This window comes from Actinopolyspora xinjiangensis, assembly GCF_900104475.1.
Classification (GTDB): Bacteria; Actinomycetota; Actinomycetes; order Mycobacteriales; family Pseudonocardiaceae; genus Actinopolyspora; species Actinopolyspora xinjiangensis.
In genome coordinates this window covers 355223-377393 of sequence record NZ_FNJR01000003.1, presented here as the reverse complement: position 1 = coordinate 377393, position 22171 = coordinate 355223, and the positions used below count along the sequence as shown (strand labels likewise).

Genomic DNA, 22171 nt, shown 5'->3' with positions numbered 1-22171 from the left:
TTTCCGGTGGGACAACGCAGACACGGCACGGGCCCGATGGAACTGCTGAGGACTCAGGTGTCCGTCCTATGGGGGTGAAGCACGAGATCAAGAAGGTCGTCGCTGGGTGCCTCGGCGTTTCTGTCGCCGCGCTCAGTTCCTGGGGAGCTATGGTCGAACAATTCGTCACATGGCAGAAGGCTACGAAGTTTCTGGTGCCTCGGTTCGGCGTTATTGGTACAATGAGTTGTGTCAGTGGTATCGTCCGGAAATGTGTCTGATACACAACACCGGAGTGTGGCTACGAAGTTCGAGGGCTTCTTCGGCGGGCCACGCCTGGCCACCACGGGGCTCGCTGTCGTTGTGGCCCTGGCCGCTGTGATCGCGCTGGGCTGGGCCGGGGTGTCGGCGTTCGTGTGTGCCGCTGTATTCACCGGCGTGCAGGCGATCCTCGTGACAGGGTGGGTCGCGATCCGCTCGGGTGGGAGTGATGCGCTGCGTGTTGGCCTGGCGGGGCTGGGTGGGCTGATCGTCCTGTTCGCGTTCGGCGCTACCGGCATATTCACCTTCGCTGACCAGAATGTCTGGTCCGGGCTCAGCGGAGTGATCGGTATCGTGACCGCGACCGTGCTCCTGCGGGTATCCATGCCCCGTCGGAACCACGGCATCCAGTCCCAACAGTGCTAGTCGGCCTCGTGCTCCCAAGACTGGCCTGAGGCGAGTGCGGCCAAGATACGCCCGAAAGGGCCGAAAGGGACAGTGGGGCCGGATAGCCAGTCCGCACTCACGAGAACCCGCGCCGGAACCCCGAACATCCGGATCGTTCTACGCTGCCCACAAAGCGACACTCAGCATCTCTGACTCTGTGAACAGCAGAAACGACCCCTTCCTTTCCGGGTTTTCCCGGCCGGGAGGGGGTGTTTTCGTGTCTGCCGCCGAGAGCGGCATCGTTCAACTCGTCGGCGATGTGCGGACGGGTATTACTCCGCCTGATCGATACGCTCGCGCGGGCCACCGGCCAACTCGGCCAGGTCCTGGCGCTCCTCGGTCAGGGGCCCGCCCTCGTGGCCGGCCTGCCGACGTTGGCCCTCGGTGTAGCGCTGCGGCGCCTCACGCGGCATGGTGTAGGTGTCCGAGGTCCAGTGTGATCGTGGCGCTGTCCGGAGGACTTCGCACACGGCGGCTCAGCAATCTTCAGCTGTCCTGCCAGAAGGTCCACCACAGCAGTGGGAACCTCCAACGGATCCGCCAGGAACGTGCCCGAACAGCGCACCGTATCCGACTGCGGAGCAAGTCCTAGCTGTAGGTGCTTGCGGGGTTGTTCAGTGTGTGTAGGCGGTGTGCGGGGCTGGCGAGGTGGGCGTCGATGAGTCGTTGTACTTCGGCGCTGACCGGATGCTGGTCGGTGGTGACCACCCAGGCGGACTCGTCGTGTTCGCTGAGGTGTACCTCGGCGGGGTTGGCCACGGTGACGGTCCAGGTGTGTTGGCGGGTGTGCTTGCCGGAGCCGGAGGTGTAGTCGAACGCGCCGAGGTAGCCGGTGATGGTCGAGATGGTCAGGCCGGTTTCTTCGGTGACTTCGCGGTGAAGCGCGGCGTACAGGTCGGTATCAGTGGGTTCGACTTTGCCGGAGGGTAGTTCCCAGGTGCCGCCGCGGAAGTCGTCGGCGGGGCGTTTGAGCAGGAGGAGCGTGCCGCCGTGGTCGATGACGGCGCCGACGACGTGTTGGTCGATGCCGTCGGCGGCGTCGGCATGGGTGAGTTCGTCCAACTCGGGTGTGTTCATGCGAGGATGCCTTCTTTCAGATCGTGACGATGGGTCCAGATTTCGTCGAACGCGGCGAGACAGCACTCGGTGAGGCCGTCATCGTCGTGAGGCACGGGCAGCTTGAGAGTGTGCCGTGCCAGCGCGTCGGCGGTGGGGAACTGTCCCGGACGGCGGCCTGGTTCCGGGGCTGTGTAAGGCTGCAGTGGGTTGCGATCCGAGACCAACACCGAGTCGGCACGACCGGGGAACCAGCGGAAAACCGCGATGGCCAACAGATGGTCCACAGGGGGCAATACGGTGCCTTATCCGCTGGTTCGACCGTCGTATCCAGGGGTGACGAGGACACTCGCTTGTCGGTGTTCCTTTCCCCCGTGGGCGTTCTCAGAGCCTTCGGAGTCCGTCGAGTACTCGTACGAGCATCGAGTACGGCACCGTGGTTCGTCTCTTCGGTGGTTCGTACAGGTCGCCGGAGAAGGCGGGGACGTAGCCGCGTACGCGGTCCGGCTCGCGGTGCCGTCCGGTCACCGTTCCCCCTCGGGGCTGCCGGTATCCGGCTGCTCGGCACTGGCGGTGCCTGACTGTTCGGTGATCAGGAGTTCGGTGCAGTCCGGGCAGGTGGGGGCCTGGAACCAGTCCAGTTCGCTGGGTTTGGCCATCGCGCACGGCTTGCCGCACACCGAGGTGTCGGCCGGTCGGCCGTCCCAGTGCTTGCCCCGGAAGGCGTGCCGGTGCCACTGAAACCCGCTCCGGCTCGGCACGGGTAGCCAGTAGTGCTGTCGTTCGACGGTGTCCACGGTTAGTCCTTCCAGCTCGGTTGTCCACGGTCCAGCCGCAGGTATTCGTTGAAGCAGTCCTCGCAGAACGGTCGAATATGGTTCATGCGCCGGTCTTCGACCGGGGGAGCTTCGGCGTAGGCATGTCGCCCCAAGGTCAGCACCGGCCCACCTTCGGCCGGTGGCTCGCGCAACGTCGCGTGCTGGTAGCGATCTCCTTCCGGAGTGAACCAGTACACCGCGATGCGCTCCATCTCCTCACCGATCTCCACAGAGCTCCCCCCGTTCCACGGCAGCCCGCCCCAGATCGCGGCCTGCCCACACGGCGCTGATCGGCCGTGGTGATTGCGCTGTGCTCACGATCAGTCACACTAGCGAACTGAAATCTTTGACTCAAGATTTGAACAACATAGATGCGTAGCTCATTTAGGTGATAGTCGTGAGATAGTTGATCGACTACAGTGCTTGGCTATGGCACTCGGACCAACAGCACGTAGACGACGGTTGGGCGCGCATCTTTCCGAGCTTCGCGAGAAGGCGGGGCTTACCGTCTCCGGTGTGGGCGAGCACATGGGCGCGTCGCCGCAGACCATCCGTAACTGGGAAAAGGGCCAGGCCAGCATGAAGAAGATGGAGCTGGCCGCCCTGTTGGAGCTCTACGACGCACCCCACGAAGTTCGACAGACTTTGGAGGACGCGCGCCGGGAAGGCTCCAAGCGCAGCTGGTGGTCGACCTACCGTCTCCCCGAGTGGTTCAAGCCGTTCGTCGGTCTCGAAAGTGATGCCGCGTTGGTGTGCAACTTCGAGCAGGAATTGATCCCCGGCTTGCTACAGACCGAGGATTACGCTCGGGCGATCCACACCTCGGGTGGACACATCACCGATCCCGAGGATGTCGAGAAACGCGTGGCCGCACGGATGGAACGGCAACGCCGTCTGTTGGACAAGGACAATCCGCTGGAACTGCGTGGGGTGGTCAGCGAGGCGGCCCTACACCGCAAGGTGGGCGGCAGGAAAGTTTGGAGTGAGCAGCTGGAACACCTGTTGGCTCTGGCCGAACGACCGAATGTGATGTTCCAAGTCGTCCCGTACGATACTGGGGCACATGCCTCGATGACATCCGGTTTCGCGGTGCTGAGTTTCGCGGAACAAACCGACCCTGACGTGGCTTACATGGATGGTCCGTTGGGAGGGCACGTGATCGAGGACAACTCGGACGTGACGCTGCTGCGGAACTTGTTCGACGAACTGCGATCCTCGGCGATGCCGCAGCGCGAGTCCATCGACCTGGTGCGCGAAATCGCCCCAGGGCAGCCTCTGACTGCGTAGTTCGCCCCTGCCCTGTCTCGTTAGTCTGGGGTCGTACGATGCCCTCGGCGAGATCGAGACTTCGAAAGGGGCGGCAATGGCAGACCTGTCGCGCGCGACGTGGCGGACAAGCTCGCGCAGCGGAAACGGTGGCAACTGTGTTGAGGTTGCGGTGACCTCGGAGGTCGTCGGGGTTCGTGACAGCAAAGACCGTGCGGCCGGTCACTTCGCAGCGGCCCCCGCGCAGTGGTACGCCTTCATCGATGCTGTTAAGGCCAACCGGTTCGATTGATCGACAGCCGGAGAGCATCGCACCCTCGGATCCGTTCCGGGGGTGCTTTTTATCGCGTGCACAGTCGGTAGCGAACGGCGAAGCCACGCTGTATCGACAGATCGGTGAATACCAGGTGTTCGTGATCAGCTTCAACACCCGCGCGAGATGACCAAGCGCTACAACGTCGTTCCGCGGGTAATCCCGTTCACGACCGGCGAGTACGTCGTGCTCGGCAGCGGATGGAAACTGTCGCCGACAAGCGGTCGATTCGATAGGCTGCGCGCGGCGGCGGCGTCCGAGCGCGAAACCGCGACGATGCTTGACCGTCGAATCAAGGAGCTGCGACACCAGACCACGGAGTAGGTAAACATGGCTGATCTGACCGGCGTGACCTGGCGGAAGTCCAGCCGCTCGCAGGGCGCGGACAACTGCGTTGAGGTCGCGGTGACTTCAGACAACGTAGGCGTTCGCGACAGCAAGGACCGCGAGGCTGGTTTCTTCACCGCTACCGGCTCGCAGTGGTCGGCCTTCCTCGACGCCGTGAAGACCAGCCGGTTCGACTGAATGAAGTTTTCCGGTCGGACTGTCGGGTGCGACCGAACACGAATTCGGCCGCACCCGTTGGGGCTCGCTCAGTCGAGGCGAGCCTTCCGTAGGCATCATTCAGCGATATCGACCGGTCGAGTTGAGAAGGCTTGGCCCCTTGGGGAAGCTTCCCGTTTTTCACGGCGTTTTTCCATTGCTCCATCGCGGGATCGTCGATGCCGCTGACCTCGCTCGGTTCGAACGAAGAGGGAACATTGTGCCATCCGGCTTGGGTGTTCAGCCGACTGGCGAGAACGTAGGTCTGTCCCGCACGTAGCGAGGGAGAGTCTCCTACTCGCACGTTGTCCCGGGTCACAGGGTTCTCACTGCCGATCCGCGCGACCCGCACTGTTCCCTCGGCCTTGCCTTTGAGCGTGGACACCACCTCGGCCCGGTACTTGGTGTACGGGATACCGGACGGGCTGTTTTCCGAGCCGATCTTGCTCGTGATCCGGGCGACGAAGACATCATCGGCCCACCCGGCTGCTTTTTTCGGTGTATCCAGCTTGAAAGCGTAGGTCGCCTCAGCCTCGCCCGGCTGAGTGGGCATCACGAAAAACCAGCCCACTCCGAACGCGATTCCCACGGCACCGACGAGGGCTCCGGCCCACAGCGAGATGCGTTTCGTTCTGTTCATGATCAACCCCAATATGAACGGTACTGCGCTATGTCCGACTGCGCCGGAGCGTTGGGCACTCTACTGTCGTCGTAGCAATACATGAGCGTGTATCGATCATTTCGGTGCCCCGATTTCAACGCATGACCGAACTCGTGTTCGACGACGGCCTGCCTGTTGTACAGGCTGTAGTCCTGCAAAAAATAATTATTCAGATGGATCTCGTGAGAACCGACGGTGGCCGTCCACAGGCCCGACCAGTCGGCTGTCTCTTCATAGGCATCCATGACGTTCACATCCGCGTAGACACCGGCACTGTCCGGGCGGACGTCAATGCTTCCCAAGGCACTCCAGTCCCGGTCAGCAGCGTCGACTTCATTACATCTTCGACGAGGTCCGCTCGGCAACGCTGTCGCAGCGGGAGTCCGTGAAGTTGGCGCGTACGATGATCCCCGCATGAGCGGATGCGACATGAGGGAACGCACCATGAGCGCGTGGCGTCCGAGCTCGTGCTCCGGGCAAGGCGGTCAGTGCGTCGAGGTCGCGGTGACTTCAGACAACGTAGGCGTTCGTGACAGCAAGGACCGCGAGGCTGGTTTCTTCACCGCTACCGGCTCGCAGTGGTCGGCCTTCCTCGACGCCGTGAAGACCAGCCGGTTCGACTGACCAACAGCCGAACTGCTTCGCACCCTCGGATTCGTTCCGGGGGTGCTTTCTATCGTGTGCACGATCGGTCACGAACAAAGAAGAGTCCCCTGATCGTGACCAGGGGACTCCGTGTTATTTTGTATCCGCCAAGAAGCAAAATAACAGTGCTGAGCGTAGCACGGAATACGCTTCCCGCCACATGCGGTCCAGGCAGCGTGTGGGGAGGGTTACAAGTCCTGGCCACGGTTCACAGCCGTGCGGGCCGCCGTCAGAGGGCGTGCAGCTCGCGCGTCAGGCAACGCACGATCCAGGCGAACCCGGCCGTGTCCTTGGTAAGCCCTGGCGTTCATGTTCGGGCACTATCGGCCCATCATCGCCGCTCTGCCCGTAACCCCCGGCTCGGCGAGCCCTTAATCCGGCTCGCGGGGTGAAGCTCCGAAGTCACAATTCCGGTAGACCGAGACCTTCACCTCCCCCTCGATCCCAGGAGAACTGTGTCCGTTTCACGGCTCACCCGAGATCGAGGGGGGCTCGCAGCCTTACGGGTCCACGCGGTTCCCGAGCCCCGGCATCGCCTCCGGCTCAAAAGACGGACGGCGGCCTGGTTCCGGGGCCGGGTGAGACTGTCGGGGGCCGCGGTCCGAGACCGGGATCAGCCCCGAACGCAGGGGAGGTCTCTGGACCTCACTGGGAGCCGGTGCGCTGCGAACTCGAAGCAAAATCTCCGAGGCTCGGGGTAGCGACGAGTCAGCGCGAGCGCGGCCCCATCGGGAAACCGCGAGGTCCGACAGACGAGTCGCAGCGGACGACACATCGCCTTGCCCGCTGTTTTGACCGCTGTTCTCCGGGGTGATACGGATGATCTTCTGTCCGTGCGTTGGTAGTGGGACGCTGTCGTCCCGGTTTCGGGCGGTCATTCGGCGGAACCTCTCGCCGGCCCTCGCGGCGGTGGCGGTCGGCGCGCACCGGACGCATCGGGCGGGACACGCGGTTCCGGGTGGCTCGGGCTCGCCCGCCGGAGTGGTGCTCGGGTGCGGCGTGACGGTGGAAGGTGACGAGGAGGAGCCGGTGAGCGGCAACCGGGTGATCGCGCGGCGCTACGAGTTGACCTCGCCGATCGGGCGGGGATCGATGGGCGAGGTCTGGTCCGGCTACGACCAGCGACTGGACCGGCGGATAGCGGTGAAGCTGCTGCCTTCGGCCAAGCTGGCCGAAGCCGACGACCCGCAGCTGTTGACCAAGCGGTTCGTGCGCGAGGCGCAGCTCACCGCCAAGGTCGAACACCCCGGCGTTCCGGCGGTGCACGACGTCGGCACCGAGGGTGACGAGCTGTTCCTGGTCATGCAACGGATCTCCGGCACCGATCTCGCCGACATCATCGCCGAGCACGCGCCGCTGTCGGTGTCCTGGGCGGTGTCGGTCACCGCGCAGATCGCCGCCGTGCTGACCTCGGCTCACGAGGCCTCGTTGATCCACCGCGATCTCAAACCGAGCAATGTGATGATCGCCGAGAGCGGCACGGTCAAAGTGCTCGACTTCGGCATCGCGGCCGTGCTGGAAGGCGGGCACACCAAACTCACCCGTGCGGGCGACAGTATGGGCACCCCCGCCTACATGGCACCGGAACAGGCCATGCACAACACCGCCACCCCGGCCGGTGACCTGTACTCGCTGGGATACGTGCTGCACGAACTGCTCAGCGGTGAACGGGTGTTCGACGCTCCCGGTGCGCCCGCGATCGTCCACAAGCACATGAGCGTGCCACCGACCCCGTTGCGGGAGTGCGGCGTGGCGGTTCCGGCGGAGCTGGAACGGCTCGTGCTCGATCTGCTGGCCAAGAACCCGCAGCAGCGCCCCGAGGACGCGAGGGAGGTCTACCGGCGGCTGCTGCCGTACCTGCCCGCGCCGGAGGACTCCGCCTCCGTCATCGACAGCGGTGACCCGACAGCTCCCTACCGGCATCCGCACGCCCCGTGATCCTCGCGACGTCGGCCCGAGTCCACCGAGCCTCCCGGCGAGGTTCCGGTCGCCGACCCGCGAGCGGCCGAGGAACGCATCCGCTCGGAGCAGCAGCGGGCCAACGAACTGGTCGACGAGGCACGCTTCACGCAGGCGGCGGAACTGCTGCGCTCGTTGCTGCTGGACCGCTCGTTGCGGCGACGGCTCACCCCGGAGCGCAGAACGAAGATCAGGCGCAACCTCGCGACCTTCCACTTCCTCGGCGGCGACTACCGGGCGGCGCTGGAGGAGTACACCACGCTGCTCGCGGAGTTCGGCGACGATTCGGGCGTCCCGGTCGCGTCCGTGCTGGAGTGCCGGTTCATGGCCGCGACCTGCCGCATGGAGCTCGGCGAGGACCAGCGGGCGGCCCGCGAACTCCGCTCACTGCTCAACGAATACCTGCGCCTGCTGCCGAGCGAGCTGGAACGCATCCTGGAGGTTCGTGTCCAGCTCGCGACGCTGCTGTCGAACACCGGTGAGACGAACGCGGCCAGGGAACTGCTGCGGCAGGTGCTGGCCGCCGCCACCACCGAGGAGTCCCAGCTCCACGCCGAGCAGGCACGCCGGATGCTGGCCCGGCTCGACGAACTGGGGCGATGAACCGCACGCCAGCGCGTCCCGGCCTTTCGCGGCGCCGGGAGCCGTCGCCATGGTGGTTCCCGCGAGCCACGTGCCGAGCCCGCACGGCTCGTCGGCTGAGCGGCGGCCGGCACCGTTCAACCGGCACCGCTCACCCGAAGAGCTTGGCGAAGAACCACCCGATCCGGCTGACCTTGCGGATCCTGGGGTTGTCGGCGACACCGTGGATCTCCCACTGCTGTCCGCACTCCTCACAGCGCCACAGCCCGATCCGCGAGGTGTCCGGTTCGCACGGATGCCCGTTGCGTCCTCGTCGCATAACCCGATCACACCACGGATCAGGCCGGATGTCCTGAGATCGGGGCTTGATCCTGGTGAGCTCTTGTAGTCGAGTGATCCGAATTCGGTCGGGGTGTGGTGGGGGCACTGGTCGTGGTGGCTGGGGCGTAGCGGTTCCAGGTTCCTCCGGCTTCGGTCAGGACGCGGGTGGTGTGTTTGTCGTGGAAGTCGAGCAGGGTGGCGGCGAAGGGTGCTGGGGCTTGAAGCATGAGGGGGCACAGGGCTGAGGTGCGTCCGGTTCGGGTGGGGACGCCGTTTGTGGTGGAGGGACTCGCTGAGGCTGCGTGGCTGGAGAGGTTGGCCTGGTTCGCGGACGAAGGAGGCTGTGTGCCGGTCCGACAGTGCGGCCAGTGCTTCTTGCGTCATGGGAAGCTCTCCGTGAGCCACGGTCGTCAGCGGAGCGGGGCCGGGTGACCGCGAGCCAGTCCAGGTCTCGTTTCGGGTGCCGAGTCGCCAGGACACCTTCCAGCGCCGGCACCAGTTCCGGGCGGATCTGCCCGGCGCCGTCGTCGAGGGGCTGGGTGAGCTTGTAGCCAGGGTGCGGGGTTCGCAGCGGCGCCCGCCCAGCAGGCAGCCCTCGAATCCGCATCGTCCGCAGACGAAGTCGCGGGTGATGCCCGCGCAATCCCGGCAGACCGAGTCCGCATCACCCGGATTTCGGCGGCCGGGCAACAGACGGTGGACGCCGCGATCGGGCAGTCGTCCCGAAAGGCCGTCATTCACCTACTGACATGCCTCGGCATTCTGGGTAAGTGATGCGTCACGTCCCCGCAGGACCCTTTTCGTCGAGGGCGGTCGAGTAAGAGTGTTGGGAGATGGTCGGACTTACCGGCACGGACCGTTGTAACTGTGCAACCGTGAGACGGTTGCGTCGCGTCCTCCCTGCGAAGGAGGTAGTGCCATGCGGCGTGGAATGTGGTTACTTGGCAGCGCAGTCGCTGTTGGTGTTCTGCTCCTGGGAGCTTGGGGGATCGCGCGGATGGATGGCTCCTCATCCGAGTCCGAATCACCGGGGGGTACCCCTGGCGCGGGCGTGGTTTCCACCGACGTGGAACGGAATGAGGGCGTTCCGTGGAGACGGTTGAAGGAAGAAGGAGCTACGTTCAAGGACCCTGTCGAGGACCTGCGGGATGGCTGACCGTGCCATCCCGCGGACGTAGCAGTAGGAGCCGAGTGGGAGGTCAGTAGGTCGAGGCGTCCTCGTGGACGTTTATCGCCGCGTCGCCGTGATTGGACGAGAAAAAGTAGTTGTTGATCAAATCTCCAGTGTCAGGGTCAGTTTGTCGGTGGCTTGAGGCCCCGATGATGTAGCCGAGACCGTTCGAGTTCATGTCGTCGATCCACGGTCCACCGCTTGCCCCGCTGTGCATGTCGCAGTCGGTGCGCACCTTTTCGTTCAGGGGGTTCCAGGAACTCGCATCGACTGTGTCGCCGCGGCAGTACCACAGCAGTTCACCATTGAAATCTGTGCGTTGGTATCCCGCTGCCGGGTATCCGAACACACGCACATCCGTGAATTCCTGGCCCGCGTTGAATCGGTATCCTTGTGAACCTACCCTGTGTTCGAGGTCGGACGACTGCGGAAATACCGCGAACGCGGCGATGTCGTATCCCCAGTCCCTGTTTTCGGCCCAGCCCGTGGTAGTCACCATGTAGCTGGCATTTCACTCACCGTAGGGTGCCTCTCCATTGTCATGGGCTGGCACGAACGTGATGTTGCTGTAGAACTGTCCGTTTCCGTTGTGGAGACAGTGACCGGCGGTCCAGACCGTGTTCTGATTGTCGGCAGTGATTACCGAACCGCTGCACTCGTAAAGTTGCCCCTGAGGGCCTTCGGCGAAGATCTTGCCCGTGGTCGAGGCCGGAATGCCGGGCTCTGTCCATCGCTGAGCTCGGGATATCGCACTCGCCCGCGGCTCGGTCGACGACTGCGGGGTGGAAACTCCTCGCGGGAGGCTTCCCTGTTCCGACTGCTGCGGCAGAACGTTTTCCTGCTCCTCGGGATCGGAAACCTGGCCATCGCTCGGCCGCGGCATCGGCGCCGGCACGGCCCGTCGCATCCGTTCCTTCGTCCAAAAATCAGCGGTGTTCGAGGTGCTGACCACTTCCTTGGTCACCGTCTCGGTGAATTCGGACGGAGTTGTCCCTGCTGTGGGGGATTGATCGGCGACAGCGATCGCGTTGCTACCGGTCGCCAGAACAGAGGTCGCAACCACCAGCCCCGTTACCAAGCGTCGCGTACGCATCTCACCCAGTGTCTTTCCTGTCTCTTGGCGGCATTGTCGTCGTGTGATGTGCGCTTGTGATCATCGCTATCCACGAACGGGACAAACACCGCCAAGTTGCCCAAACGTTCACAGCTCCCAGAAGCAGGGGCAGCTGCCCAGCACGGCTTATCGAGGCGCTGGCCGTTCGCATTAACGCCGCGCGGGCCGACTTTTCCGTGGAAGAATCAGCGCGGCTGGTTACTCACAACGCTGTAGCGGTCAACGAGGCGGGAAGGTCTGCAACGACTGCGGGAATGTCTGACGCCGCTGCTGGTCGGGGTTCGAGTCCGGTGAGCTCTTGTGATCGAGTGAGCCGAATTCGGTCGGGGTTGTGGTGGGTGGTCACTGGTCGTGAGAGCCGCACTTTCCCGACCGTTCCCGGCCACTGTGGTGGGATCTCCGTCAGGAGAACGGAGTCTCGGGTCGCCGCTGGAGCTCGCCGTCCAGGAGGACGTCCACGCGTTCGTCGTAGAAGCACGCCAGCCCGGCGATCTTGTGGCTCTCCGGCAGCGGGGTGCGGTAGGTCCACACGGTGTCGGGATGTTCGGCCTCGCCGGTGTGCACGTGCCAGTAGCTCGCGGTCCCCTTGTACGGGCAGTGGGTCTCGTGGTCGCTGGGCCGAAGCAGGTCCATCCGCACGTCGGGCAGCGGCAGGTAGTAGCGGGGCGGCAGGCCGGTCTCGAACAGGATTCGCGGGTGGTGCGAGTCGGCGAGGGTGACGCCGTCGAGCCGGATCTCCACGTGCCGTGAGCTCTCCAGGACGTCCACCCGCGTGTAAGGGTCGCGGGGGTGGACGTAGACCGGCTCGTCCTCCTCGAACCACTCGTCCATCGAGTTCCAGTCGATCCGGACCAGGTCGCGCAGTCGGGGCAGCGGGCAGTCCCGGTAGCCGATCGCGGCGGCCGGTGCCGTCGCCGAAGCGGTGACGACGTCGTAGATCGTGCCCTCGCCCAGCCGCCGCGACCGCCGCACTTCGCCGGTGTCGGTCAGCTCGGCCCGCACGTCCTCACGCGGGACGTAGTAGGTGGGGTAGTGGGGGTGCTCCCAGACGAGAACCGGTCGCCGGGTGTCGGCCACCACCCGCCCCGCCAGCATGGTGCGCACGCGCTTTTCGGAGTCCTCGGCCCGGATCTCCTCGTGTTCGCTCATCGGTCCCGCTCGTTTCCGCGTGGGGTCAGGCTCGTTCCCCACTCTGCACCCACCGGGTGCTGTCCGGAAACTTCGTGCCCGTCCGGACGAGCCCGCGCTCCCGCCGACGGGACGGGGCCCGCGCACCGGATCCGGCCCCGACGGCGACCGACCCGCCGCGCGCTCCGTCCGGGGCGGATCGCGCGGTCACGCCGACAACGCGGGGTTTGTCGTGACGTAAGTCACACATGTAGCGTATGTCGCACTCTCGCGGTTACGCGCGAGTAGCTGTTACCTTCAGTAACACTATTTCGGCGGCACCGAAATATCGTCGTCATTTCGGTAGGGAGTGCCCATGACCAGCAGTATCACCGGATCAGACGCGACCGCTGCGACGCCCGACCGCGAGGAGGTGGCCCGCAGGTTGCTGGACTCCTCGGAGACGCTGTCCTACGACCCGGTCCAGGAGGTCGACTGGGAAACGCCGCTCGACACCGACTATCACGGTGCGAGTCCGGAGTGGAGCACGCTCTACGGCACCGCCTACTGGTCCGAGATGACCCCGGAGCAGCAGCGGGAGCTCACCAGGCAGGAAGCCGCCTGCGTGGCCAGCACCGGCATCTGGTTCGAGATGATCCTGCAGCAGATGGTGCTGCGGGACTTCTACGCCAAGGACCCGGCCGACCCCGCTTTCCAGTGGGCGCTGACCGAGATCGCCGATGAGTGCCGACACTCCATCATGTTCGGCCGCGGCGCCGCGAAACTGCGCGCACCCGCCTACCGGCCGCCCCGTCCCGTGCTCGAACTCGGCCGGGCGTTCAAGACGTTGGCCTTCGGCGAGGCCGCCTATGCCGCGATCCTGGTCGCGGAGGAAGTCCTCGACGTGATGCAGCGGGACTGGATGCGCGACGAACGGGTCGCCCCCTTCGTTCGCACCATCAACAACATCCACGTGGTCGAGGAGTCGCGGCACATGAAGTTCGCCCGACAGGAGACCAAGGAGCGTCTTCGTGGGGTGGGGCCGGTGCGCAGGCAGATCCAATCCGTGGTGGTCGCCGCCGCCTCGTACTTCATCGTCACCAGCATGGTGAACAAGAAGGTCTACGAGAACGCGGGACTGGACGTGGACCGAGCCGTCCGCGAGGCCAAGGCGAACCAGCACTACAAGTCCCTGGTGCGCTCCAGCTGCGCCGGACTGATGGAGTTCCTCGACTCGGCCGGACTGCTCACCAAGCCCGCCACCTGGTTCTACAAGCGAGCGAATCTGATCTGATACATGGCCTACGCGATTACCCAGACCTGCTGCACGGACGCCTCCTGCATCGCGGCGTGCCCGGTCAACTGCATCCACCCCACGCCGGACGAGCCGGACTTCGGCTCCACCGAGATGCTCTACGTCGACCCGAGCACCTGCATCGACTGCGGTGCCTGCGCCGACGCGTGCCCGGTGGACGCGGTGTTCCCGGTCGACCGGCTCACCGGTTCCCTCAAGGCGTACGCCGACATCAACGCCGAGTACTACGCCAAGCGCGACACCGGCGCCGACTCGGCGGCGGAGACGACCTCGGAGACGGCCTCGAACACTGCCACAACCGAGTCCAAGCCGAAGCCCTCGCCGAACTTCCACTCCTGGTCGCCGCCGGTGTTCGACCGCGTCATCCCCAGTGACTTCGCGCCGCTGGACGTCGCGGTGGTCGGCACCGGTCCGGCGGGGATGTACGCCGTCGAGGACCTGCTGCTGCACACCAACTCCCGGGTGACGCTGCTGGACCGGCTCCCCGTGGCGGGAGGCCTCGTGCGCTACGGGGTCGCCCCCGACCACCCGTCCACGAGACGGATCGGCGAGACGTTCGCCCGGTTCCACACCCACCCCCGGCTCCGAATGAGGCTCGGGGTCGAGGTCGGCAGGGACGTCTCCGCCGAGGAGCTGGCCTCCCGCCACGACGCGGTGATCTACGCGGTCGGCGCTTCCTCCGCGCGGGAACTCGGCGTGGCGGGCGAGGACCTGGCGGGCAGCGTCAGTGCCACCTCGGTGGTGTCCTGGTACAACGGCCACCCCGACGCGGTCGCCGACGCCGTCGACCTCTCGGCCGAGCGAGTGGTCGTGGTGGGTAACGGCAACGTCGCGCTGGACGTGGCCCGGGTGCTGACCACCGATCCCGACCGGCTCGCCGACACCCCGATCTCGCCGCGAGCCCTGCGGCAGTTGCGCTCCAGCAGGGTCCGCGAGGTGGTGCTGCTGGGACGCAGAGGCCCCGAGCACGCCGCCTACACCAGGCCGGAGCTGCTCGAACTCGTGCAGCGCGACGACATCGAGCTCGTGGTGGACACGCACGACCCGCGCATCGCGCCGACCATCGACGCCGCCGACAACGACGACAAGGCGGGGTTGCTGCGGGAGCTCGGCCGCGAGTCCGTCGACTGGTCCGCTCCCGCCGGTGGTGCGGGAACGAGCGGCCGGAAGCGTATCGTGCTGCGGTTCCACTCCGCCCCGGTGGAGCTGGTGGGCGAGACCGAGGTGCGCGGAATCCGCGCCGGGGCGGGCGACCGGGACGTCGAGATCCCCGCCGGTCTGGTGGTCAAAGCGGTCGGCTACCGCGGCGTGCCGCTGCCCGGACTGCCGTTCGACGAACGGACCGCGACCGTGCCGAACTCCGCCGGTCGGGTCAGCGACCGGCCGGGAACCTACGTGGTGGGGTGGATCAAGCGCGGTCCTTCCGGCGGGATCGGCGCGAACCGCGCCTGCGCCAAGGAGACGGTCGGCACGCTGCTCGACGACGCGGTGGCCGGGCGGCTGACCGAACCGAGCGCCCGGAACTCCGGGATGGACGGGCCGCTGTCGCGGCTGCGCGCGAAGTTGTCCGGCGGAGCCGCCCGCCTCGGCTGACGGTCACGACGACCGCTACCGCGCCCCGCCGAACAGGGTGTCCGGCGGGGCGCGTTCGTCGTCGAGGCTCCGAACACGTTTCCCCCGACCGCGTTCTCGGCCATCGGCCGTCCGGATCTCGGAGACGCGCCTCGTGCACGGCTGCGGTCGATCCCGCGTCACCAGCCTCCGGCGGCGCCGGTGTCGCGGGCCAGCATCCGGTACAGCGTTTCCAGCTGTGCCCGCGCGATCCGCTCGCGCTCCCGTTCCGAGTACTCGTGCAGGTGGTGCAGTGACCAGTCGTCCAGGCACCGCAGCGCCGCGAACACGAGCGAGGCCTGCAGCGAGCTCGGCAGGTCGTCCCGCACCGCGCCGCACTCCCGTCCGACCTCGAGCGCCTCGTCGAGCCAGCCCCGCACGGACGAGATCGCGCCGCGCAGCGCCGGGCTGTGCTCGACGGGGGAATCGGCCGAGTAGAACAGTTTCCCCGCTTCGGCGAACCAGCTTCCCCGGCCCGCCAGCTCCAGCAGCTCGGTGACGAGTCGGGTGATGTGGTCCCAGAAGCGGGGACCGGCCAGCTCCCGAGGGGTCGGCACGTCGATCTCCCGCCCCAGCAGCCGCATCGCCTCGGTCACCACCGTCTCGAACAGCGCCGCCTTCGAGCCGAAGAAGTGGTAGAAGGAGCTCTTGCTCATTCCGCACGCCCGGATGATCGAGTTCAGCGAGGCGTGCTCGTACCCACGGCGGGCGAACTCGCGCGTGGCCGTCTCCAATACCCGTTCGCGCCGTTCCGGGGACGGATCGTGTAGTGCCATGCGCTCACCCTAAGGCATTGGACCAGCCGGTCCAAGCGCTGCTACCGTTGCTGTGGACCAGGTGGTCCAAACTAGGTGCGGAGGTAACCAGCGATGTTCGTCCCCACAACAGTGACCGAGCAGCTCGCCGCCGTCGGCGAGCGCGAACCGCGAACCCTGATCGTCGGTGCCGGGGTGGCCGGAGTGACACTGGCCCGGTCGTTGCGCGACCGGGGACTGCACCCCGTGCTCGTCGAGCGGGCGGAACAGCGCCACGAGTCCGGCTACATGCTCGGGCTGATGCCCTTCGTCGATCCCGTGATCCGCGAACTCGGCCTGGAACGCGGCTATCTGGAGCGGAGCGTGGCCGTGCGCGAGTACCGGCTGTGCTCCTCGACCGGTGCGAGGCTCCACGACTACTCGGTGGCCACCGCGTTGGGCGAGTTCGGCCACTACCGGGGCATCGAGCGCGGCGAGCTGCTCGAACTGCTGGCCACCGACGACGTCCCGGTCGCCTGGCGAACCCGACCGACGCGGATCGACCACAGCGGACGGACCGTTCGGGTCGGTCTGACCGAGGACGGGACCGAGTTCGAGGTGGAGTTCGACGCCGTCATCGCCGCCGACGGGATACACTCGGCCACCAGGGAACTGGTGCTCGGCCCCGAACGGGTGCGCACCTACGACACCGCCTGGGGCGGTTGGGTGACCTGGACCGAGTCCGACGAGCGTCCCGACCTCTACCAGGAGGTCTGGGGGCCGGGATGCTTCGTGGGGCTCTACCCCGTGCCGGGACGGCTCGGCGTGTTCGTCGGTGGCCCCCGTGCGGACACGCGGCGGGGACCGGCCGCGTTCGCCGAACTGATTCGCGACAGGCTGCGCACCCTCGACGCCCGTTGCTCCCGCGCCCTCACCGGGCTTGCCACCAGCCCGGAGAACCACTACTGGAGCCTGTCCGACGTGCGGTGCGCGGAATGGACCGCGGGACGCGTCGCCCTGCTCGGAGACGCCGCGGCCGGTTTCCTGCCCACCGCCGGGGTGGGCGCGGCCATGGCGATGGAGTCCGCCGGTGCCCTGGCGCGGCGCCTCGCCACGACCGACAGCACCTCGGTGGGCCAGGCGCTGCGGGACTACGAACGCGTCCAGCGCCCCCGAGTCGAGTCGGCGCAGCGCAACTCACGCCAGCTGGCCGGTCTGATGATGCGCCGAGGCAGGACGCTCTGCCGGGTCCGGGACTTCGCCACCGCGCTGGTCGGGGTGAACACCGCACTCGGCCCGATCCGCAAACTGCTCGAACGGCGTGACCACGAGCGGGTCGAACCGGCCCGGTAGCCGAGCGTGCCGGCCGGACGGGCTCGCCGGTGGTGCGCTTGCCGAACCGGACACCGAGCACCGTACCGGCAAGAGCTTCCGGCTCGGTCGGTGCGCGATGAGCCGGACACGTCGTGACCGCCCTATCCGGCCAGACGGGACAGATCACCGGCGAACTGCATGGACCGGTAGGGCCAGTTCCTGGCGGTGTTCCACTGGCTGACCACGAGGTGCAGGTCGTCCAACGTGGTCGTCGGGACGATGTAGCCGCCGTAGAGCTGGGCGACGCGTCCGCTCGCGTGGTCCTCGTCGTGCCAGGAGCTGCCGCGCAGCACCGTGGTGCGCGGCGCCTCGTGCGGGTTCGAGTTCGGGTGGGCCGGTCGCGACACGTCGATGCGGTAGTTGCCCGCGTCGAACAGGCACAGCAACCACTGGTCCGCCACGCGGCGCAGGCACAGTTCACCGTAGGAGCCGTTCAGCACGACCGTCGGCGGATCGCCCCACGACCACGCGCCGTCGCGGCGGCCCCAGCCCTGCCACGCGGCGGGGTCGGTGAGGCGCTCGGCGGGGACCCGATGCAACAACAGCCCCTTGTCCCGCTGGAAACCGGTGGAGAAGGCGTAGACGTAGCCGTCGTCGCCGAGCGCCCAGGTCAGCATCTGGAACAGCCCGCCGTGGTGGTCACCCGGCCAGGTGGTCCCGGTGTGGTGCCAGGTCTCGCCGTTGTCGGTGGAGCGGTGCACCTCGGTCCAGTGCACCCTGCCGATGCCCGCGCAGACCATCACGTGCAGGTACATCGTCGCGCCGATCGTGATGACATCGGTGGGGATCACGGTGCTCACGCGCCTGCCGTGGATGATCGAGTCGTGCCGGTAGGGCAGGATCTGCTCGGCGTAGCGGCCCCGGCCCGCCGCGCCGACCCACTGGATCCCGGTGCGCGCCGTTTCCGGGGCACCGAACAGCACCACCGGGGAGCGCCAGCCGGGCCCTCCCACACCGGCCCGCTCGAAAGTGTCCCCGAACACCGCCACCAACCTGCCGTCCGGAGCGGTGGCCATCACCCCCAGATCGGTGCCCCCGATCCCGAACTCGCCGGTCACCCCCGGCCCGGTCAGATCCCGTATCTTGCGCACCGTCGCCCCCGTTCCCACCAGCTCGGGCCTTCGCGGTCTCCGCCACCGATCCTCACCCATCCACCCGGTTTTCCGTTCGAGCCTGGCCGGGTGAGCGAGGTAACGGAAACAGCCGCTCGCCACCGCTCCCGGTTTCGGGCATCCCATCCGGGATGGACGATCGACAGTGGTGCGGAGGCCCGGGTGCACGAGGCATGGCGGGCCACGAACAGGACCTGAGCACCGCCGAGAACTACCGGCGGTTCGCCGCGGCGGTCGCCGAGCGCTCACCGGAGTACGGCGCCCTCGCCGAGGCGGTCGCCGACGACGAGGAGATCCTGGGGCTGCTGGCCACGCTGCCGGGCGACAAGCGCCAACCGAACCTGTTGTTCGCCGCCGCGCGGTACCTGCTCGGTGCTCCGCCCGAACCCGCCACCCTGCGCGGACTCGTCCGCGAACGCGCCGGGGAGCTGACCGCGGTGGTGCTGGCCCGGCGCACCCAGACCAACGAGGCGGGGCGCTGCGCCACGCTGCTTCCCGCGCTGGCCCGGCTGCGGGAGCCGCTGACGCTGCTGGAGGTGGGAGCCTCGGCGGGGTTGAACCTGCTGCCCGACCACTACTCCTACGACTACACGGGCCACCACGTGATCGGCACCGATCCCGAGGCCCCGGTGCTGCGCTGCCGTCCACACGGTCCGGTACCGCTGCCCGACAGGGTTCCCACCGTCGTGTGGCGGGCGGGGATCGACACCGCTCCGCTCGACGTCGGGGCGGAGGATCACGCGAACTGGCTGGAGTGCCTGCTCTGGCCGGGGGAGGAGAGCCGTCGGGAACGGCTGCGTGCGGCGTTGCGCACCGCCGCCCGGCACCGTCCTGTCGTCCATCGTGGTGACCTCCTCGAGGACCTCGGGCGGATCGCCGCCGACGCCCCGGCGGGGGCCACCCTGGTGGTGTATCACTCGGCCGTGTTGGCCTACGTGCCCGAGTCCGTTCGTCGTGACTTCGCCGCTGCCGTGCGCGAGCTCGGAGCGGTCTGGCTGTCCAACGAAGCGCCCGGTGTGATCGGTCCGGTCGAAACCGTCGACGCCCCGAACGACTCGTTCGTCCTGGTCCGGGACGGCAGCGAGGTGCTGGCATCGACCGACCCCCACGGTGCCTGGATGCGTTGGTACGACTGAGGCGGGTATTCCGCGCGGGACGTCCCCGACCGCCGCGAACGAGGCGGGGAACGCGGTGACACGTTTCGGGAGAATTCGCGGTCCGCGCGGCGTTCCGGAAAAATCCGAGTGGCACGTTGGTACTTTCAGGTGATCTCGGTATGGACGCCGTTTTCGGAATTCCGGGTCATCCTACCATTGGTTCTTTGTCTGCATTTCGACACGAACGTGGAAGCGATACTACTCCGAAAGGATCTGTGACGTATGGGAGCGTTCTCATAAAGTGATCCAAGCTGCCGAGATAAATGGGGCAGCCGTTTTCCGTGCTGCGGGAACGAACAGTGTTGTCATTTTTCACTCGAAGAGGTGAAATTCGGTGTTAAGCAGTCTGATCGCGTCCGGTATGGCGTTGTCCACTCTCTTCGCTCCGACAGCGGTGGAGTTCGACTCGCCGCCTTCGGACGAGATAGTAATCGACGTCGCCACCGTGAACGGCTCCGGATGTCCGGAGGGGACGGCCGACGTGGCCGTTTCCCCCGATAACAAGGCCTTCACCGTCACCTACAGCGATTACCTCGCCGAGGTGGGACCGGACTCGGACCCCACGGCGTTCCGGAAGAACTGCCAGCTCAATCTCGTCGTGCACGTGCCCCAGGGGCTCACCTACGGGATCGCCCGGGCCGACTACCGCGGTTTCGCGCATCTGGCCGAGGGGGCAACCGGCACCCACCAGGCCAGTTACTACTTCCAGGGTGACTCCAGGACGACGCACTCCAGCGAGACGTTCGAGGGGGCCTACAGCGACAACTGGCAGGTCACCGACGAGACCGAGATCGGCGACGTCGTCTACAAGCCCTGCGGCGTGCAGCGCAACTTCAACATCAACACGGAATTGCGCGTGAACGCGGGCACCTCGGACTCGAGCGAGACCAGCTTCATGACCATGGATTCGACAGACGGGAGCATCAAGACCACCTACCACTTTTCCTGGAAGAAATGTGAATCCTGACCGCTGTTCTGAAAGACCGTCCGGTTGAGGTCTCCCTTTCCTTCGGCGGGAATGCGCGGTTGCCGGTGTCTTCGCTCGGATCCAGCCGCGCTTCCGTGTCGTCGAAATCTCGGAAGACCTCGTTGAATTCTCCGGAACGGGCGGTGGACGGGCCTTTGTCGGTGATCCCGGTGGTCGGGCCGCGATCACGATCGGCAGAGGCCCGCATCCCGCCGTACGCTCCCGCGAACCGTGCGACCGGACCCCACGGCCCAGAAGTCGTCCTCGGCCGGCTTCCCCGCTTCGGCGAGCACTCGGGACTTCGGCGAGTGCCCCTGAACCGCGTCGTGAGCCCGAACCGCCGATCCGCTCGCGTCCGGGACGACACGGTGGGGAGGGGAGATGTCCGTCCGAGTCGCCGCTGGAGGAGGTGAGCGAGTCCAACGCCGACCCGCTGGTGGTCGGAAGCAGCGAGGATCGGGTGGGTTCGCGGCCGCTCTGTCGGGCTCGGTAGCCCGGTACCGTGTGCGGCACGCGCGCGCCGTCCGGTGGTCGTGCTCCGGGCGGCTCCGACGAGCTCGCCCCTCGGAAGCGACGGCACGTGATGTCGGAGCGGCCGGGCGGTAGCGCGGACGGCGTGGAAGCTACAGCAGCAGCTCGCGTGGTTCGAGTCGCGGTGTCGGTGCGGTGTGCGAGCCGTACCCGACCCGGAGCAGGGCTCGTGGGTGCGGGCTGCCCCCGAGCAGTCGCCGCAACTCCTGCCTGGTTTCCTCGACCTCGATCACCTGTGACATCAGCGAGGCCACCAAACCGTGGGAGGTGGCGGTCAGCAGCATCCGTTGCAGGGCCTGTCCCGCTCGCAGGTCCGCCGCGCGGCCCTCGTGGTAGGAGCAGACGACCAGCAGCAGCGGGTCGTCCTCGAAGTCCTTGCCCGGAACGCGTTGTTTCGCCCGCCCCGCCGAGTAGTCACGCAGTACCCAACGGTCCTGAGGTTCCCGCTCGGGGCCCGCCGCCGAGGCGGGGACTCCCTCGCTGGCCTCGGGACCCTGCCCGGTCCACCTGGTCATTTCCGCTCGGAAACGCGGGTCGGCCAACTGGACTCGGTGCGCACGGTGCACCATGTCCTCCAGCCGCCCCAGCTCGCCGCGTTCCACGACGTGCGGCCAGCACCCCTCCCGCGTCACCGCTTCGATCAACGAGTGCCGCTGCTCCACCGGTACCGTGGCGGGCCGGAACGGACGTCTGTTGGTGTGGCGGTCACCGATCGCCTGATACAGCGTCCGCTGTTCCGGGGAAGCGCTCGAACGACCTTCCCCACGTACTTCGGCCAGCGCCGTTTCCTCACCGAGGTTCGGAAGCAGTGTGGTGACGGGCTCGATGCCTTCGTGCCAGAGCGCCAGCCGCAGGTTCAGCAGCGCCGCACCGCACCCGAGCCGCAGTTCCCGGTCCCACGGGTCGGTGGCGGGCAATCGCGCCCGCGGGTCGTAGTGCAGTTCGATCGAGTGGGGCAGTGGCCGGAATCGCCAGGGTTGCCGGTTGTGCAGCGAGGGAGCCGTGGCCGCGAGCCGGATCACTCGTTCGGTCCGCTCGGCCGACAGCCCCAGCGCCGGTGGAAAATCCCCCATCCCGTACCTCCCAGCCGCTGCTCCGGTGATGTGGCCGCTCGGCCCCTGTCCGTG

The 22171-nt window shown here is 66.7% G+C and carries 28 protein-coding genes and 1 pseudogene; 13 read left to right on the top strand and 16 right to left on the bottom strand.

Annotated features, from left to right (window positions below; genetic code table 11):
- The first annotated feature begins 276 nt into the window (after nucleotides 1–276).
- The gene (locus BLQ75_RS06680; protein ID WP_092599363.1) at nucleotides 277–666 is read left to right on the top strand and encodes a hypothetical protein; all 390 of its coding nucleotides are present in this window, start codon (nucleotides 277–279) and stop codon (nucleotides 664–666) included.
- Nucleotides 667–959: 293 nt separating this feature from the next.
- Here the strand turns inward: BLQ75_RS06680 and BLQ75_RS23380 are convergent, their stop codons facing one another.
- The 7 genes and pseudogenes from BLQ75_RS23380 to BLQ75_RS06660 form a co-directional block, all read right to left on the bottom strand.
- Nucleotides 960–1157, bottom strand: coding sequence for a hypothetical protein (locus tag BLQ75_RS23380; protein ID WP_170837365.1), 198 nt, complete (start codon nucleotides 1155–1157; stop codon nucleotides 960–962).
- A gap of 32 nt (nucleotides 1158–1189) precedes the next feature.
- A pseudogene (locus BLQ75_RS24685) lies at nucleotides 1190–1252 on the bottom strand (hypothetical protein); the annotation flags it as partial.
- A gap of 23 nt (nucleotides 1253–1275) precedes the next feature.
- Nucleotides 1276–1764 (bottom strand): NUDIX domain-containing protein, encoded by a 489-nt coding sequence (locus BLQ75_RS06675; protein WP_092599360.1) that lies wholly within the window; start codon nucleotides 1762–1764, stop codon nucleotides 1276–1278.
- Nucleotides 1761–2018: a hypothetical protein gene (locus tag BLQ75_RS06670; RefSeq protein ID WP_170837364.1), complete on the bottom strand. Its 258-nt coding sequence runs from the start codon at nucleotides 2016–2018 to the stop codon at nucleotides 1761–1763. The genes BLQ75_RS06675 and BLQ75_RS06670 overlap by 4 nt, the downstream gene beginning before the upstream one ends.
- A gap of 109 nt (nucleotides 2019–2127) precedes the next feature.
- The gene (locus BLQ75_RS23375) at nucleotides 2128–2271 is read right to left on the bottom strand and encodes a hypothetical protein (RefSeq protein WP_170837363.1); all 144 of its coding nucleotides are present in this window, start codon (nucleotides 2269–2271) and stop codon (nucleotides 2128–2130) included.
- Nucleotides 2268–2540, bottom strand: a complete 273-nt coding sequence (locus tag BLQ75_RS06665; protein ID WP_092599354.1) for a hypothetical protein — start codon at nucleotides 2538–2540, stop codon at nucleotides 2268–2270. Before BLQ75_RS06665 ends, BLQ75_RS23375 begins: the two co-directional genes overlap by 4 nt.
- 2 nt (nucleotides 2541–2542) lie before the next feature.
- Complete coding sequence (locus tag BLQ75_RS06660) at nucleotides 2543–2791, bottom strand: hypothetical protein (protein ID WP_043573509.1); 249 nt, start codon at nucleotides 2789–2791, stop codon at nucleotides 2543–2545.
- 199 nt (nucleotides 2792–2990) lie between these two features.
- On the opposite strand from BLQ75_RS06660, the gene BLQ75_RS06655 reads away from it, so the two are divergent.
- The 4 genes from BLQ75_RS06655 (at nucleotide 2991) to BLQ75_RS06640 (ending at nucleotide 4665) form a co-directional block, all read left to right on the top strand.
- The gene (locus tag BLQ75_RS06655) at nucleotides 2991–3848 is read left to right on the top strand and encodes a helix-turn-helix domain-containing protein (RefSeq protein ID WP_092599351.1); all 858 of its coding nucleotides are present in this window, start codon (nucleotides 2991–2993) and stop codon (nucleotides 3846–3848) included.
- A gap of 76 nt (nucleotides 3849–3924) precedes the next feature.
- Entirely contained in the window at nucleotides 3925–4119 is a 195-nt protein-coding gene (locus BLQ75_RS06650; protein ID WP_092599348.1) for a DUF397 domain-containing protein, read from the top strand.
- A 147-nt stretch (nucleotides 4120–4266) separates the two neighbouring features.
- Nucleotides 4267–4464 carry a hypothetical protein gene (locus BLQ75_RS06645; RefSeq protein WP_052428140.1) on the top strand — a complete coding sequence of 66 codons (198 nt, stop codon included), beginning with the start codon at nucleotides 4267–4269 and terminating at the stop codon, nucleotides 4462–4464.
- Between the two features lie 6 nt (nucleotides 4465–4470).
- Complete coding sequence (locus tag BLQ75_RS06640) at nucleotides 4471–4665, top strand: DUF397 domain-containing protein (protein ID WP_043573503.1); 195 nt, start codon at nucleotides 4471–4473, stop codon at nucleotides 4663–4665.
- On the opposite strand, the gene BLQ75_RS22995 is transcribed toward BLQ75_RS06640, so the two are convergent.
- On the bottom strand, nucleotides 4607–5323 hold the full coding sequence (locus BLQ75_RS22995) for a hypothetical protein (protein WP_139182932.1): 717 nt from the start codon (nucleotides 5321–5323) through the stop codon (nucleotides 4607–4609). The genes BLQ75_RS06640 and BLQ75_RS22995 overlap by 59 nt on opposite strands.
- Nucleotides 5324–5325: 2 nt before the next feature.
- Complete coding sequence (locus tag BLQ75_RS06630; RefSeq protein WP_092599342.1) at nucleotides 5326–5646, bottom strand: zinc metalloprotease; 321 nt, start codon at nucleotides 5644–5646, stop codon at nucleotides 5326–5328.
- 142 nt (nucleotides 5647–5788) lie between these two features.
- Between BLQ75_RS06630 and BLQ75_RS06625 the strand changes: the two genes are divergently transcribed.
- The 3 genes from BLQ75_RS06625 to BLQ75_RS06615 all read left to right on the top strand — a co-directional run bounded on the left by BLQ75_RS06625 (nucleotide 5789) and on the right by BLQ75_RS06615 (nucleotide 8551).
- Nucleotides 5789–5968: a DUF397 domain-containing protein gene (locus BLQ75_RS06625; RefSeq protein WP_092599710.1), complete on the top strand. Its 180-nt coding sequence runs from the start codon at nucleotides 5789–5791 to the stop codon at nucleotides 5966–5968.
- A gap of 1020 nt (nucleotides 5969–6988) precedes the next feature.
- On the top strand, nucleotides 6989–7927 hold the full coding sequence (locus tag BLQ75_RS06620; protein WP_170837361.1) for a serine/threonine-protein kinase: 939 nt from the start codon (nucleotides 6989–6991) through the stop codon (nucleotides 7925–7927).
- A 156-nt stretch (nucleotides 7928–8083) separates the two neighbouring features.
- Nucleotides 8084–8551 (top strand): tetratricopeptide repeat protein, encoded by a 468-nt coding sequence (locus tag BLQ75_RS06615; protein WP_092599336.1) that lies wholly within the window; start codon nucleotides 8084–8086, stop codon nucleotides 8549–8551.
- A 130-nt stretch (nucleotides 8552–8681) separates the two neighbouring features.
- On the opposite strand, the gene BLQ75_RS23370 is transcribed toward BLQ75_RS06615, so the two are convergent.
- From BLQ75_RS23370 to BLQ75_RS06595, 4 genes are all read right to left on the bottom strand, one after another.
- Nucleotides 8682–8849: a hypothetical protein gene (locus BLQ75_RS23370; RefSeq protein ID WP_170837360.1), complete on the bottom strand. Its 168-nt coding sequence runs from the start codon at nucleotides 8847–8849 to the stop codon at nucleotides 8682–8684.
- 1201 nt (nucleotides 8850–10050) lie between these two features.
- Nucleotides 10051–10521: a trypsin-like serine peptidase gene (locus BLQ75_RS06605; RefSeq protein WP_092599330.1), complete on the bottom strand. Its 471-nt coding sequence runs from the start codon at nucleotides 10519–10521 to the stop codon at nucleotides 10051–10053.
- A 12-nt stretch (nucleotides 10522–10533) separates the two neighbouring features.
- Nucleotides 10534–11115, bottom strand: coding sequence for a trypsin-like serine peptidase (locus BLQ75_RS06600; protein ID WP_139182931.1), 582 nt, complete (start codon nucleotides 11113–11115; stop codon nucleotides 10534–10536).
- Between the two features lie 423 nt (nucleotides 11116–11538).
- Nucleotides 11539–12285, bottom strand: coding sequence for a DUF427 domain-containing protein (locus BLQ75_RS06595; protein WP_092599324.1), 747 nt, complete (start codon nucleotides 12283–12285; stop codon nucleotides 11539–11541).
- Nucleotides 12286–12619: 334 nt separating this feature from the next.
- On the opposite strand from BLQ75_RS06595, the gene BLQ75_RS06590 reads away from it, so the two are divergent.
- Together BLQ75_RS06590 and BLQ75_RS06585 are read left to right on the top strand one after the other, a co-directional pair.
- The gene (locus tag BLQ75_RS06590) at nucleotides 12620–13537 is read left to right on the top strand and encodes an AurF N-oxygenase family protein (protein ID WP_043573498.1); all 918 of its coding nucleotides are present in this window, start codon (nucleotides 12620–12622) and stop codon (nucleotides 13535–13537) included.
- A 3-nt stretch (nucleotides 13538–13540) separates the two neighbouring features.
- Nucleotides 13541–15151 (top strand): FAD-dependent oxidoreductase, encoded by a 1611-nt coding sequence (locus tag BLQ75_RS06585; RefSeq protein WP_092599321.1) that lies wholly within the window; start codon nucleotides 13541–13543, stop codon nucleotides 15149–15151.
- A gap of 158 nt (nucleotides 15152–15309) precedes the next feature.
- Here the strand turns inward: BLQ75_RS06585 and BLQ75_RS06580 are convergent, their stop codons facing one another.
- Nucleotides 15310–15945: a TetR/AcrR family transcriptional regulator gene (locus BLQ75_RS06580; RefSeq protein ID WP_092599318.1), complete on the bottom strand. Its 636-nt coding sequence runs from the start codon at nucleotides 15943–15945 to the stop codon at nucleotides 15310–15312.
- 93 nt (nucleotides 15946–16038) lie between these two features.
- Here BLQ75_RS06580 and BLQ75_RS06575 point away from each other — a divergent pair, with 93 nt between their 5' ends.
- The gene (locus tag BLQ75_RS06575; RefSeq protein WP_092599315.1) at nucleotides 16039–17256 is read left to right on the top strand and encodes an FAD-dependent oxidoreductase; all 1218 of its coding nucleotides are present in this window, start codon (nucleotides 16039–16041) and stop codon (nucleotides 17254–17256) included.
- Between the two features lie 122 nt (nucleotides 17257–17378).
- Here BLQ75_RS06575 and BLQ75_RS06570 read toward each other — a convergent pair whose 3' ends face one another.
- Nucleotides 17379–18428, bottom strand: coding sequence for a DUF4185 domain-containing protein (locus tag BLQ75_RS06570; RefSeq protein WP_092599312.1), 1050 nt, complete (start codon nucleotides 18426–18428; stop codon nucleotides 17379–17381).
- A 134-nt stretch (nucleotides 18429–18562) separates the two neighbouring features.
- Here BLQ75_RS06570 and BLQ75_RS06565 point away from each other — a divergent pair, with 134 nt between their 5' ends.
- A complete protein-coding gene (locus tag BLQ75_RS06565; RefSeq protein WP_092599309.1) occupies nucleotides 18563–19525 on the top strand; it encodes a DUF2332 domain-containing protein in 963 nt (320 codons plus the stop codon).
- Between the two features lie 355 nt (nucleotides 19526–19880).
- Entirely contained in the window at nucleotides 19881–20513 is a 633-nt protein-coding gene (locus BLQ75_RS06560; RefSeq protein WP_170837359.1) for a DUF4360 domain-containing protein, read from the top strand.
- Between the two features lie 623 nt (nucleotides 20514–21136).
- On the opposite strand, the gene BLQ75_RS06555 is transcribed toward BLQ75_RS06560, so the two are convergent.
- Nucleotides 21137–22117 (bottom strand): Acg family FMN-binding oxidoreductase, encoded by a 981-nt coding sequence (locus tag BLQ75_RS06555; RefSeq protein WP_092599303.1) that lies wholly within the window; start codon nucleotides 22115–22117, stop codon nucleotides 21137–21139.
- Nucleotides 22118–22171 lie beyond the last annotated feature (54 nt).